At 74.5% G+C, this 11,463-nt stretch carries 15 protein-coding genes and 1 tRNA gene; 6 read left to right on the top strand and 10 right to left on the bottom strand.

Annotated elements, in window-relative coordinates:
* The 3 genes from QP089_RS47675 to QP089_RS47665 form a co-directional block, all read left to right on the top strand.
* On the top strand, positions 1–186 hold a 186-nt coding region (locus QP089_RS47675; protein ID WP_285921246.1), incomplete at its 5' end, for a hypothetical protein.
* Complete coding sequence (locus tag QP089_RS47670; RefSeq protein WP_285921245.1) at positions 183–695, top strand: SigE family RNA polymerase sigma factor; 513 nt, start codon at positions 183–185, stop codon at positions 693–695. The genes QP089_RS47675 and QP089_RS47670, both read left to right, overlap by 4 nt.
* The gene (locus QP089_RS47665) at positions 692–1,207 is read left to right on the top strand and encodes a hypothetical protein (protein ID WP_285921244.1); all 516 of its coding nucleotides are present in this window, start codon (positions 692–694) and stop codon (positions 1,205–1,207) included. The genes QP089_RS47670 and QP089_RS47665 overlap by 4 nt, the downstream gene beginning before the upstream one ends.
* Before the next feature lie 50 nt (positions 1,208–1,257).
* Here QP089_RS47665 and QP089_RS47660 read toward each other — a convergent pair whose 3' ends face one another.
* From QP089_RS47660 to QP089_RS47640, 5 genes are all read right to left on the bottom strand, one after another.
* On the bottom strand, positions 1,258–1,584 hold the full coding sequence (locus QP089_RS47660) for an STAS domain-containing protein (protein WP_285921243.1): 327 nt from the start codon (positions 1,582–1,584) through the stop codon (positions 1,258–1,260).
* A 4-nt stretch (positions 1,585–1,588) separates the two neighbouring features.
* Positions 1,589–2,506, bottom strand: coding sequence for an anti-sigma factor RsbA family regulatory protein (locus tag QP089_RS47655; protein WP_285921242.1), 918 nt, complete (start codon positions 2,504–2,506; stop codon positions 1,589–1,591).
* Positions 2,506–3,420, bottom strand: coding sequence for an MEDS and STAS domain-containing protein (locus QP089_RS47650; protein ID WP_285921241.1), 915 nt, complete (start codon positions 3,418–3,420; stop codon positions 2,506–2,508). Before QP089_RS47650 ends, QP089_RS47655 begins: the two co-directional genes overlap by 1 nt.
* An 80-nt stretch (positions 3,421–3,500) precedes the next feature.
* A complete protein-coding gene (locus QP089_RS47645; RefSeq protein WP_285921240.1) occupies positions 3,501–4,499 on the bottom strand; it encodes an anti-sigma factor RsbA family regulatory protein in 999 nt (332 codons plus the stop codon).
* A gap of 125 nt (positions 4,500–4,624) precedes the next feature.
* A complete protein-coding gene (locus QP089_RS47640; RefSeq protein ID WP_285921239.1) occupies positions 4,625–5,263 on the bottom strand; it encodes a TetR/AcrR family transcriptional regulator in 639 nt (212 codons plus the stop codon).
* Positions 5,264–5,337: 74 nt separating this feature from the next.
* Between QP089_RS47640 and QP089_RS47635 the strand changes: the two genes are divergently transcribed.
* Both QP089_RS47635 and QP089_RS47630 read left to right on the top strand, forming a co-directional pair.
* Complete coding sequence (locus QP089_RS47635) at positions 5,338–6,879, top strand: MFS transporter (RefSeq protein WP_285921238.1); 1,542 nt, start codon at positions 5,338–5,340, stop codon at positions 6,877–6,879.
* A gap of 190 nt (positions 6,880–7,069) precedes the next feature.
* A tRNA-Leu gene (locus QP089_RS47630) sits at positions 7,070–7,153 on the top strand.
* A gap of 32 nt (positions 7,154–7,185) precedes the next feature.
* On the opposite strand, the gene bcp is transcribed toward QP089_RS47630, so the two are convergent.
* Positions 7,186–7,653 carry a thioredoxin-dependent thiol peroxidase gene (gene bcp, locus QP089_RS47625; RefSeq protein WP_285921237.1) on the bottom strand — a complete coding sequence of 156 codons (468 nt, stop codon included), beginning with the start codon at positions 7,651–7,653 and terminating at the stop codon, positions 7,186–7,188.
* A gap of 140 nt (positions 7,654–7,793) precedes the next feature.
* On the opposite strand from bcp, the gene QP089_RS47620 reads away from it, so the two are divergent.
* Complete coding sequence (locus QP089_RS47620) at positions 7,794–8,093, top strand: DUF3618 domain-containing protein (RefSeq protein ID WP_285921236.1); 300 nt, start codon at positions 7,794–7,796, stop codon at positions 8,091–8,093.
* Here QP089_RS47620 and QP089_RS47615 read toward each other — a convergent pair.
* From QP089_RS47615 to QP089_RS47600, 4 genes are all read right to left on the bottom strand, one after another.
* Positions 8,044–8,364 carry an anti-sigma factor family protein gene (locus tag QP089_RS47615; protein ID WP_285921235.1) on the bottom strand — a complete coding sequence of 107 codons (321 nt, stop codon included), beginning with the start codon at positions 8,362–8,364 and terminating at the stop codon, positions 8,044–8,046. The two genes, QP089_RS47620 and QP089_RS47615, sit on opposite strands and share 50 nt — an antisense overlap.
* A gap of 90 nt (positions 8,365–8,454) precedes the next feature.
* Positions 8,455–9,123, bottom strand: a complete 669-nt coding sequence (locus QP089_RS47610) for an SIMPL domain-containing protein (RefSeq protein ID WP_285921234.1) — start codon at positions 9,121–9,123, stop codon at positions 8,455–8,457.
* A gap of 58 nt (positions 9,124–9,181) precedes the next feature.
* On the bottom strand, positions 9,182–10,366 hold the full coding sequence (locus tag QP089_RS47605) for an amino acid deaminase/aldolase (protein ID WP_285921233.1): 1,185 nt from the start codon (positions 10,364–10,366) through the stop codon (positions 9,182–9,184).
* A gap of 73 nt (positions 10,367–10,439) precedes the next feature.
* A complete protein-coding gene (locus tag QP089_RS47600) occupies positions 10,440–11,381 on the bottom strand; it encodes a CE1 family esterase (RefSeq protein ID WP_285921232.1) in 942 nt (313 codons plus the stop codon).
* Positions 11,382–11,463 lie beyond the last annotated feature (82 nt).

Here is an 11,463-nt window from a genome sequence, read left to right as displayed (position 1 = left end):
GCCGCGGCCGGCGCCGAGCACGACCGACTGCGGTCCGCGGCCGGGCGGGCCGCGCCCGCCCCGGACGGTGCCGCCGCGGCCGGCGCCGTCCGCGCCCCCGTCGGCGCGGCCGGCGCCTCCCGGGCGGACGGTGACGCCGCCGGCCGTCCCCTCGGCGCCCCGGAGGTAGCCGCCTGTCCACGATGAGCGCCCAGGAGATCCGCGGGGCGGAGATCACGTTCGACGAGTTCGTGACCGCCACCGCGGGCCGGCTGCTGCGCACCGCCGTGTTCCTGGTCTACGACCGCCACCTCGCCGAGGACCTGCTGCAGACCGCCTACGAGCGGGTCGCCCGTAAGTGGGGGCGGCTGTCGTCGGGCAACCCGGAGGCGTACGCGCGCCGGGTGCTGGTCAACCTCGCCATCGACGAGAACCGGCGGCGCGCCCGCCGCCGGGACACCCCGGTCGGGTCGGTGACGGACGTGGAGCGCCTCGCCGGGCCGCCCCCGGCCCCGGGGGCGGCCGGGGGAGACCTGGACGAGGTGCTCCGCGCGCTGCCCGCCAAGCAGCGCGCGGTGGTCGTGCTGCGCTACTGGTGCGACCTGGAGGAGAAGGAGATCGCCGAGACGCTCGGGATCTCCCGGGGAACGGTGAAGAGCCACACCGCGCGGGCCATGGCGGCGCTGCGGGAGCACATGAAGGAGGGCCGGGCGTGAACGACGAGCTCGAAGCCCTGCTGCGCGACCACTACCGTGCGGCCGCCGACCACGTCACCGCGGGCCCCGGCACGGTCCGCCGGTTCCAGGACGCGGGCCGGGCGGTCCGTGCCCCGGAGCGCACCCGGTGGCGGTGGGCGTTCCCGGTCCTGGCGGCGGCGGTGACCGCGGCGGTCCTGGTGACGATCGCGCTGCTGCTGTGGCCCGGCGGCGGGCAGCCGGTGAAGCCGCGCCCGATGGCGCCGCCCGCCTCTCCCGCCGCCCCGGGCCAGGGGAGGCCCGTGCCCGGGACGCCGGCGCCGGGCCCGGCCGAACCGCCCACGGGCGGGCCGTCGCCGTCGCGGTCGCCGGTGCCGGGCGCCACGCCCGGGACCCGGCGCTCTCCCGGGGCGGCGCGCGGGCCGCGGAACCCGCCCGGCGCGAGCAGGGCCGAGCCGTCGCCCAGCGGCACGGCGCCGGACCGGCCCTTCCCGACCTCGACACCGCCCGGGGCGACCCCGACGCACACCTGACGGCGCGCGTCCCCGGCCGGGGACGCGCGCCGTACGGCGGGTCGCGGGGGTCAGTCGGCGGGTTCGCCGAAGCACAGGCCGGGCAGCGTGCCCCAGCCGACCGTCTCCAGGACGGCGCGGACCTGCGGCGGCGTGCGGTCGAGCACGACGGGCGCGCCGCACACGCGGCTCCAGGCGGCGTCGCCGAGGATGCAGATGCCGCCGAGGTCGATGAAGTCGAGCCCGCCGAGGTCGAGATGGAACTCGCGGTCGGCGGGCAGCTCGCCCAGCGCGGACTCCAGCGCCCGCGCGAACATCGCGTGCCGGGAGGCGTCCAGCTCGCCGGTGAGCGCGAGCCCGGCGGGCTCCGCCGTGCGGACGATCCTCAGCGGCTCCACGGGACTACCTGACGTGCAGCCGGACGAACGTGCCGTCCCAGCCCGCGCGCAGCTCCATCAGGTCGACCAGCAGCCGGACCGTCCACAGCCCGAAGCCGCGCTGCAGCGCCGAGTCGGGCGGGATGAAGCCGGTGAGCGCGTCCGGCGCGGGGCGCCACAGCCCGTTGTCGCCGATCTCGCAGAGCAGCTCCGGGCCGTCCCGCCAGATCCACATCCCGACCGGGGGCAGCCCGTGCTGCAGCGCGTTCGCCGCCACCTCGTTCGCCGCGGTGACGAGGTTCTGCGAGGGCCGCTTGGCGAGCCCGTGCAGCAGCGCCCGCTCGGCCACGAACGAGCGCAGCGCGTGCAGGTCGTCGTCCAGGACCGGGAAGTACTCGGCGTCGGCCGGGCGGCCGAAGCGCCGGCTCCGGTCGCAGCGCGCGCCGAACGTCACCGGCTCGACGTAGTCGCCGCTGGCCATGGCCGGGCCGTCGGACAGCAGCACCGGATGGGTGCGGCGCGCCTGCTCGACGATCTCGGGCGGCAGCGCGTCGCGGTCGTAGGGGCACAGCGCGCGCGCCCCGGAGTCCTTGAACACCTCGTTGATCAGCGACTCGTAGCGGATCCACTCCAGCGTCTGCCGCTCGTCCCAGCCCGCCCAGACCGGCTCGGCCAGCGCGCACACCCGGCGCGGCGCGAACTTGTTCACCAGGGCCTGGTAGTCGCGCAGGGTGCGGACGGGATGCTGGTAGAAGTCCTCCGCGGGGACCCACTCGATGGCGTCGTCGTCGCCGAACAGGTCCCGCAGCGCCGACAGGTTCGGCTGCCGGACGACCGCGACCACGGCCTGCCCCGCCTCCAGCCCCGACCGCAGGAACGGCTCGGTCACCGCAAGGAAGTGGTCCGTGCCGCCGTACACGAACGCCCTGTGCTCCAAGCTCATCAGGCGATGCCTTCCGTCTCCGTGAACGCGCGTCCGCGGCCGCGCTCGAGACCGGGCAGCCGGTGCCAGCCGACCATCTCGATGACGTTCTCCACGTCGGGCGGCAGGTGGTCGAGCACCAGCGCCTCGTCGGCCGGCAACACGGTGGCCTGCTGCGCCAGCAGGTTGAGGCCGCCGAGGTCGATGAAGCCGAGGTCGGTGAAGTCGAGGTGGACGCGCCGCCGGGCCAGGCACACCTGCGCCAGCTGCTCGGCGAACACCTGGTGCCGGGCGGCGTCCAGCTCGCCCTCCACGCGCAGCCCGTTGGGCTCGAACGTGCGGACTATCTTCAGGATCCCGTCGTCGAACTCGGGGTTCACTTCCACGAGCACCTCGTGCGTGTCGCGCAGGGCGATCAGCTCGTCGTGCGGGCAGGCGTGCCGGTCGATCTGGCAGATCGCCATCGCCATGGTGCTGGGCGAGACGGCGTCGCCGACCCGGTGCTCGCAGCCGAGCATCTCGGCGATGTCCGAGCGGCCCGGCTCGCTGAGCAGCCAGCTGTAGTCGGTGGTCAGCCGGACGGCGCGGAAGCCCTCGCCGAACGCCGCGTCGACCTCCCGGCCGATCGTCTCCAGCATCCGGGCGGGCTCGAAGCCGCCCCGCCGGTCCAGGCAGGCGTCCCGGCGGGAGATCACCCGCAGCTGGCCCGTCCTGGTGTGGGCGGCCACGTCCACGCGGTGCCGGGGGCCGAGGCCGGGCAGCCGCTCGGCCGGGGCGTCGGTCACGTAGACGACCTTCTCGTTGGTGTCCAGCCCCTCCCGGACGAAGGGGCCGATGACCCTGTCGCGCTCCTCGAAGCCGCTGTAGGCCAGCCAGCTGTGGTCGCCGGGCCGGATGTCTTTGACGGGTCGCTTGGCGAACCAGGGTGTCTCCATGGCCTGCCCATCGAGGTCGGTGCGGATTGGTTCAGCGTACGCCCCCGGAAGGGTTTTGGAAGCCCAACGCAGTGAGTTCCTCACCCTCCGTTCACCCGCTCCCGGTCGAGCAGGGCCGGCACGGCGGGCAGCCGGAGCCGCAGCCGCACCGTGGTCCCGCCGGGTCCGGTGCGGATCTGGACGATCGTGCACAGCAGCCGCACCGCCCACAGCCCGAACCGGCCGCCGGTCGCGGCGCCGGACGGGCGGGGCGGGACGAGCCCGTAGCCCGAGCCGGAGGCCCAGCGGCCCCGGTCGGCGACCTCGCACACCAGGGCCGGGGGTTCGGCGCCGGGCGCCTCGGTCCACATCCGCAGCGTGATGGGGGGCGCGCCGTGCCGGTGCGCGTTCGTGAGGAGCTCGGTGACCGCGACCAGCAGCCGCTGCAGGTCCTCCTCGGGCAGCGGCGTGCGGCGCGCGTAGTCGGTGACGTAGGCGCGCAGCCAGTACAGGTCGGGCAGGTCGATCTTCAGCTCGTCGGCGTCCTCGGGCGGCGGGGGGAGCGGCTCGCCGTCGCACCGCGCGCTGTAGGCCCACGGGTCCATGTACAGCGGGTTGGCCACGGACCTGGCGCCGCGCACCGTCTCGGGGTGGGTGCGGCGCCCGGCCGCGACCACGCCCGCGGGCAGCGACGAGGAGTAGGGGCACATGATGGCCGCGCCGGTGCCGCGGAAGGCGATGTTCAGCATCGCCTCGACGCGCTGCCATTCCAGCACCTCCAGCGGCGGGCGCGACGCCCACACCACCGGTTCGCCGAGGACGCGCAGCCGGCGGCCCCGCCACGCGGTGGCGTCGGCGTCGCTCAGGCAGTCGGCGAGGGTCCGCGCGGGGTGGGAGTACCAGGTCGCGGACTCGACGAACTCGACGCTTCCGGCCGCCGGGCCGAGCGCCTCGCGCAGCAGCATCTCGCGGCCGACGCCGCACACGGCCACGACGCGGTCGCCGGCCTCGGCGCCGTCCCGCAGGAAGGGCAGGGCCCCGCCGAGGAAGTCGTCCACCCCGTCGTACGGCAGTACGCAATGGGTGAAGGAATCGCTCACGGCGGCCCCAGGTTCGTCCTCGTTCCCGGCGTTCCCCGCCTGCCGCGGCGCCGGCAGACCCATCAAGCGTAGGCCGCCGCCCGGTGCCGGGCCGATCCCGCCGGGTAAATACCGCGACGCATTTTTCACATAGTGCGACGCGGTGCGGGCCGGGCGCGGCGGTAGAGGACGGCCCGCATGCCCGGGGCGAGGGCGGCGACTATTTCATCGGCCGTCATCGACGCCATGGGCTCCAGCGCGAAGATGTACCGGCTGAAGATCACTCCGGCGAGCTGGGCGCTGAACGCGGCGGCGCGGCGGCGCGCGTCCGGGCCGCCGACGTGCTCGGCGATGCGGTCGATCATCTCGCGGCCGACGACGTCGCGCAGCAGCCGGGTGAGCTCGTCGTCCTGCGTCGCGGCGCGCAGCATGAAGGTCAGCTGCCGGCCGCGCTCGGGGTCGTCCCAGGTGGCCAGCATCGCGCGCAGGGCGCGTTCGGGCAGCGTGGCGGGGTCGCCGGGAAGCGCGGCGGCCAGCACGTCCGGCGGGTTGGCCAGCAGCCCGAGCACCGCGCCGAACAGTCCCTTCTTGGAGCCGAAGAAGTAGCTGATCAGCGCGGCGTCGACGTCCGCCTCGGCGGCGATCGAGCGCAGTGTGACCCGGGCGTAGCCGTCGGCGAGGAAGCGGCGGCGGGCGACCGCGAGGATCTGCGCGCGGGTGTCGGGGCTGCCGCGCCGGCGCCCGCGCGCGGCGCCCCCCGGCGCCGGCCCGGATTTATTCATCATGGTTGAAATGTAGTGGCCGCTGGGGCCAGATTCGAGGTGTCACCGCGAACAGGATCCGTCACCAGGAGGCTTCGATGGCCACCACCGAACCGGCGCCCGGAGGGCAGGTCCACCGGGCCGTGCTGCCGGCCGTCATGCTCGCCCTCGCCACCGTCGTGTCGGCGGTCGCGTCGCTGAACACCGCCATCCCGTCCATCGCCCGCGACACCCACGCCAGCCAGACGCAGCTCGCCTGGATCATCGACGCCTACGCGCTGGTGTTCGCGGCGCTGCTGCTGCTCGGCGGCGCGATCGGCGACCGCTACGGCCGGCGCCGCGCGCTCGCCGCCGGGCTCGTCGTCTTCGGCGCCGGGTCCGTCGCGGCGATGCTGGCGAGCGACCCCGAATGGCTGATCGCGATGCGCGGCGTCCTCGGCGTCGGCGCGGCGCTGGTGATGCCCGCGACGCTGTCCACGATCACCGCCACCTTCCCGGCGCGGCAGCGGACCCGCGCGGTCGGCGCGTGGGCCGGCGTCGCCGGGGCCAGCGCGATCCTGGGCCTGCTGGTCTCCGGCAGCCTGCTGGAGCAGTGGTCGTGGCGGTCGGTGTTCCTGCTGAACATCGTGCTCTCGGTGATCGCCTTCGTCGCGACGCTCGCGGTCGTCCCCGAGTCCGCCGACCCGGACGCGCCGCGGCTCGACATCACCGGCGCGCTCATCACCGTCGTCGGGCTCGGCGCCGGCGTCTACTCGATCATCGAGGCGCCCACCGAGGGCTGGACGAGCGCCCGCACGCTGATCGGCCTCGCCGCCGCCGTCGTCGTGCTCGCCGGGTTCGTCGGCTGGGAGCTGGCCCGGCCCAACCCGCTGCTGGACCCCCGGCTGTTCAGGATCCGCGCGTTCTCGGCCGGCACCCTGTCGATCACCGTGCAGTTCTTCGCCTTCTTCGGCTTCGTCTTCATCGTCCTGCAGTACCTGCAGCTGGTGAAGGGGCACGGCCCGCTGCTCGCCGCGACCTGCCTGCTGCCGATGGCCGCCGCGATGATGCCGTCCGCCCGCGGCATCGCGCCCCGCGCCGCCGCGAAGGTCGGGCCGCGCCGCGTCATCGTCGCCGGGCTGATCCTGGTCGCCGTCGGGCTGCTGGTGCTGTCGCTGCTGGACACCGGCACCAGCTACTGGGTGATGCTGGGCGGCCTCGTCCCGCTCGGCGCCGGGATGGGCCTGGCCATGACGCCCGCCACCGCGTCCATCACCGACGCGCTCCCGCCGGAGAAGCAGGGCGTCGGCTCGGCGATGAACGACCTGGCCCGCGAGCTCGGCGGCGCCCTCGGCATCGCGGTGCTCGGCAGCCTCCTGCAGTCCGGCTACCGCTCGAACCTGGACACCTCCGGCCTGCCCGGGCCGGTCGCCGAGCAGGCCCGCACGTCCCTGGCCATGGCGGCGCACGCCGGGCCGCAGGTGATGCGGCAGGCCCAGACGGCCTTCGCGGACGGCCTGCACACCGCGCTGCTGTCGGCCGCCGTCGTGCTCGCGGTCACCGCCGTGGTGGTCGGCGCCCTCTACCGCCGCCCCGACCAGGCTCCCGCCGAGGAGCGGAGCGGGCGCGAGACCGCCGCTGCCACGGAGCACGCGAGCTGACCGTCCGCCGCGGGTGACGGCACGCGGAACGGACCCTCGCCAGGAGCGAGGGTCCGTTCCGCGCGCATGGGGATCGGTGATTCGCCGAGTTGCGCCCGGCAACGCCGTCGTTGGGGGCGGGCGCCGGTAATCCGCTGACATGCCGCCCACCGGGGACGCTAAGCTGAACGCGCTCCCGCGCGGAGCATCGGCGGGCGTGGCGAAGTAGGCATACGCGGCAGGTTTAGGTCCTGTTGGTGGAGACACCGTGGGGGTTCGAGTCCCCCCGCCCGCACCCGTTCCCGCCGCGTCCGGCGCCGGCGGGCCTCAGAGCCCGAGGTCGCGGCGCAGCCGCTCGACGTGGCCGGTGGCCTTCACGTTGTAGTAGGCCTTCTCGATCTTGCCGTCGGCGTCGATGATGAACGTCGAGCGGATCACACCGACGACGACCTTGCCGTAGAGCTTCTTCTCGCCGTAGGCGCCGTACGCCTGCAGCACGGCGGCGTCCGGGTCGGACAGCAGCGGGAAGCCGAGCCCCTCCTTCTCGCGGAACTTCGCGAGCTTGGCGGGCTTGTCGGGGGAGACGCCGACGACGGCGACGCCCGCCGCCTCCAGCTCGGCCAGGCTGCCCTGGAAGTCGACCGACTCCTTGGTGCAGCCGGGGGTCATGGCCGCCGGGTAGAAGTAGAGGATCACCCGCCTGCCGCGGAACGAGGCCAGCGAGACCGGGGACGCGTCGGCGTCCGGTAGCTCGAAGTCAGGGGCTGCATCGCCCGGCTCTAGCCGCTGTGACACCCTGTGCCGCCTTTCGCTCGGATGGTGGGTCCAACGGTACCGCCCGGGGTGCGCCGGGCGCCCGGCGGGAAGACCTGCAACACTGTTCGGATCATGCTTCGCTCGACCCGACCGCTCGGATAGACGATAAGGACAACGGCATGGCTGACCGCGACCCGGAGGCGCTGGAGCGGGAGATCGAGCGCACCCGCCTGGAACTCGCCCGCACGATCGACGAGCTCGCCGAGCGGGTCAACCCGCGGAACCTCGCGCACAAGGGCAGTGAGCGGATCAAGGAGGAGGCCGGGCAGATCGTCCGGGCCGTGAACGCGATGGTGCGTCCGGAGGGCGAGGACGGCGAGCCGGGTCGGCTCGACCGTCGCGTCGTCTACGCGGGCGCCGCCGCCGCGGTCACGCTGACCGCCTTCGCTTTGTGGCGCCGTAAGCGCAAGCGCCGCTGAACCCGCCCCGGAAGGCGCCGGACCGCGACCCGCGGCCGGCGCCTTCGCGTTTCCCGGGCACCGCGGACCGCGGATGCGGCGTCCTCAGGGCGGCGGTGCGCGCCGCGCGGGCGAGGAGTTCGGCGACGCCGCGCAGGTCGGCCAGCTCGGCGCGGCAGGGCGGGCAGCCGCGCAGGTGCGCCGAGAGCGCGTCGGCCTCGGCCCCGGCGAGCCCCCCGAGGGCGTAGGCGCCGAGGCCGGACCGGTACTCGCCGCAGCCGGGTGCTTCCACGTCCCCCAGTACGGCGGCGGGCCCCGGCGCGTTCAGCGCGCGGGGTCGGCCCGGTCGGCCCGGTCGGCGCGATCGGCGCGATCGGCGCGGTCAGCCGAGGTCGGGCGCGGTGGCGGTGAAGCGGGCCTCGACGGCGGCGCGGACGATCTGCATCTCCGGTTCCAGGTCGATCGGCTCCGCCTCGCCCGCCTCGCCGGGCGCGCGGCTGAACGCGCCGGCCAGCGCGACGGGCCCGGTGACGCCCTCGTCGCGTCCGAGGCCCTCGTCGGACAGCTCGACCAGCCCGGTGAGCCGGGCGCCGAGCGCCTCCGCGTACCGGCGGGCGCGCGCGACGGCCTCCTGGGCGGCCTGCTCGGCGGCGCGGCGGTGCACGTCGCTGTCGCGGCGCAGGTCCCAGTCCGGGCCGTCCACGCGGGCGCGCTCCAGGTCGCCGAGCCGGGCGACCAGCTCGCCGAGCACGGTGAAGTCGGCGACCGTCACCTTGATCAGGACGGTGCCCTGGTAGGCGCGGATGTCGCCCTCGCGCCGCCGGTACTTGACCAGCGGGGTGATGACCAGCCCGCCGGTCTCCAGCCGCTCGACCGCGTCCCCGTAGGACCCGATCAGGTCGAGCGCGGCCCGGTTGCGCTCGGTGAGCCGGTCCAGCGCCCTGCGCCGGTCGGGCTCCTGCGACTGGACGTGCACCGACAGCCGGGCGATCTCCGGCTCGGCCTCCAGGACCGCCTCGCCGCGCACACTGATGATCGGAGCGTCGCTCATACCGCCAACCTAGCCGCCGGCGGGGCGGGCGACGCCACTTACGGCGGCTGAAGGGCGGCTACAGGAAGGTCCGGCCCTCGCCCCGGTAGGTCGGGACGGTCCGGACGAACCGGTCGCCGTCGATCAGGTGCAGCTCGGCGAACCGCTCGCACAGCTCGCCGGCCTTGGTGTGCCGGAACCAGACCCGGTCGCCGATCCGCAGGCCGTCGGCGGCGTGGCCGAGCAGCGGCGTCTGCACCTCGCCCGCGCCCTCGTTGGGGTCGAAGGACAGCCCGGCGGGCAGGTAGGGCCGGGGGAGCCGGACGTCGTCGGCGGGCCCGGAGGCGAGGTAGCCGCCGCCGAGGCAGGTCGCGACGCCGGGGCCGGGGCGGCGGACGACGGGCAGCGCGAACAGCGCGGCGGGCCGTCCGGTGAAGTTGGAGTAGTAGTCGAACAGGTGCGGCTGGTACAGCCCGGACCCGGCGGCGATCTCGGTGACGGCGCGCTCGGCGGCGGTCTTCTCCACGCTGCCGGTGCCGCCGCCGTTGACGAACTCCAGCTCGGTCAGCTCGCGGACGGCCCGGACGATCGCGGCGCGGCGCCGGGCCAGCTCCATCCGGGACCGCTGCTGCATCGCGCGGATCACCCGGCCCCGCGCAGGCCGTCCGGGCGGCACGTCGCCGACGCCGGCGATCTGGGACTCGTAGGCCATCAGCCCGGCCAGGTGCAGGCCGGGGCGCTTGAGGATCCGCTCGGCGAACCCGGCGACGTCGGCGGGGGTGCGCAGCGGGGAGCGCAGCGCGCCGATCCGGACCCGCCCGGCGAGCGGGCGGTAGGAGGCGTCGATGTCGATGCAGACCCGGACGCGGGCGTCGCCGGCGGCCTCCTCGATCAGGTCGAGGTGCTCGGGGCAGTCGACCATGAGGGTGATCGCGCGGGCGGCGGCGGGGTCGGCGGCGAGCGCGGCGACCGCGGTGCGGTCGGCGGTCGGGTAGGCGACGAGGATGTCGTCGCTCACGCCCTCGGCGGCGAGCCAGAGCGCCTCGGGGAGGGTGAACGCCATGACGCCGGCGAAGCCGTCCATGGCGAGCGCGTCCTCCAGGAGGGCGCGGCAGCGCACCGACTTGCTGGCGATCCTGATGGGCTTGCCGGCGGCGCGGCGCACCAGGTCGGCGGCGTTGGCGCGGAAGGCCGCGAGGTCGACGGCGGCGAACGGCGCCTCGAGTCCGGCGGTCGCGGCGTCGTAGCGGTCCCGGAGGTTCATGTCTGCCACACTGCCACAATAGCGGTAAATGTGAAAAGCTCTCACATACCGTCGGCCCCGCGGTGCGGCCCGCTCACCCCTTGCGGGGATGGGCGTCGAAGAACTTCCACAGCATCTCGCCGGCCTCGGACGGCCACGCGTGCTTGCCGCCCTGCACCTTGCAGAACGTCACCTCGACGCCCCTGGCGCCCTTGCCCGTCCCCTGGCAGTCGGTGTTGCCGCTGAGCGCCTTCACGTCCTCGTGCGGCTTCGGCAGGTTCCCGACCTTGCGCCAGAAGTCCACGGCCTTCGACACCGGCGGGAAGGGCCGCTTGTCGTTGATGTCGCGGTTCCCGCCGCCGTTGAACGGGACGTTCTGGTCAGCCGTCCCGTGGAAGATCATCGCCGACACCGGACGGTCCGGATCGCACCCGGTCACCAGCGACCCCTCGACCACCCCGATCGCCGCGACCTTGTCGGCCTTCTCGCAGGCCAGCTTGTACGCCATCCCCGCGCCGTTGGAGAAGCCGGTGACGAACACCCGGTCCGGATCGGCCAGCCCGGCGCCTGTCAGCTTGTCGATGAGCTTGCTCAGGAAGCCGACGTCGTCGATGTGGCCGATCTTCGCGGCGCCGCAGCAGCTCCCGGCGTTCCAGGTCGTCATGAACCCGTCGGGGTAGGCGACCACGAACCCCTTGTCGTCGGAGATCTTGTCGAACCCCGTCAGCGACTCCATCTTGTTCATGTTGGCGAGGCCGCCGTGCAGCGCGATCACCAGCGCGGGCCGGTCGGCGGGCTTGCCGCCCTTCCACTTCCCGCCCGACACCTTGGACGGGACGTGCAGCAGGTACTCGCGGTGGCCGGGCGTGCCCACGTCGATCTTCATCTTGTGGGTGCCCGCACTCGTCGGGATGCCGTCGACGGTGGCGGGCCGCTTCCCGCCCTTCCCACCGCCCTTCTTCCCGCCGCCGCCCCCGCTCGTGCAGCCCGCGAGGACGAGGGAGACCGCCAGCGCCAGGACCAGGATTCGCCGCATGCGAGCAAAAGTAACCTCAACGCCCGCTCTCAAACTACTCACGAGTAGACAGATCCGCCCGGACTTGGTCCCGGCTGGGAGT

This window comes from Actinomadura opuntiae (assembly GCF_030283205.1).
Taxonomy (GTDB): Bacteria; Actinomycetota; Actinomycetes; order Streptosporangiales; family Streptosporangiaceae; genus Spirillospora.
The sequence above is the reverse complement of the archived record's forward strand: the minus strand, read 5'-3'. Positions and strand labels throughout refer to the sequence as shown.

What these genes read in the sequence shown, in the direction of transcription:
- QP089_RS47670 (WP_285921245.1), top strand. Translation starts at nt 183, where the DNA reads ATGAGCGCCCAGGAGATCCGCGGGGCGGAGATCACGTTCGACGAGTTC.
- QP089_RS47655 (WP_285921242.1), bottom strand. Translation starts at nt 2,506, where the DNA reads ATGAGCTTGGAGCACAGGGCGTTCGTGTACGGCGGCACGGACCACTTC.
- QP089_RS47650 (WP_285921241.1), bottom strand. Translation starts at nt 3,420, where the DNA reads ATGGAGACACCCTGGTTCGCCAAGCGACCCGTCAAAGACATCCGGCCC.
- QP089_RS47640 (WP_285921239.1), bottom strand. Translation starts at nt 5,263, where the DNA reads ATGATGAATAAATCCGGGCCGGCGCCGGGGGGCGCCGCGCGCGGGCGC.
- QP089_RS47635 (WP_285921238.1), top strand. Translation starts at nt 5,338, where the DNA reads ATGGCCACCACCGAACCGGCGCCCGGAGGGCAGGTCCACCGGGCCGTG.
- QP089_RS47620 (WP_285921236.1), top strand. Translation starts at nt 7,794, where the DNA reads ATGGCTGACCGCGACCCGGAGGCGCTGGAGCGGGAGATCGAGCGCACC.
- QP089_RS47610 (WP_285921234.1), bottom strand. Translation starts at nt 9,123, where the DNA reads ATGAGCGACGCTCCGATCATCAGTGTGCGCGGCGAGGCGGTCCTGGAG.
- QP089_RS47605 (WP_285921233.1), bottom strand. Translation starts at nt 10,366, where the DNA reads ATGAACCTCCGGGACCGCTACGACGCCGCGACCGCCGGACTCGAGGCG.
- QP089_RS47600 (WP_285921232.1), bottom strand. Translation starts at nt 11,381, where the DNA reads ATGCGGCGAATCCTGGTCCTGGCGCTGGCGGTCTCCCTCGTCCTCGCG.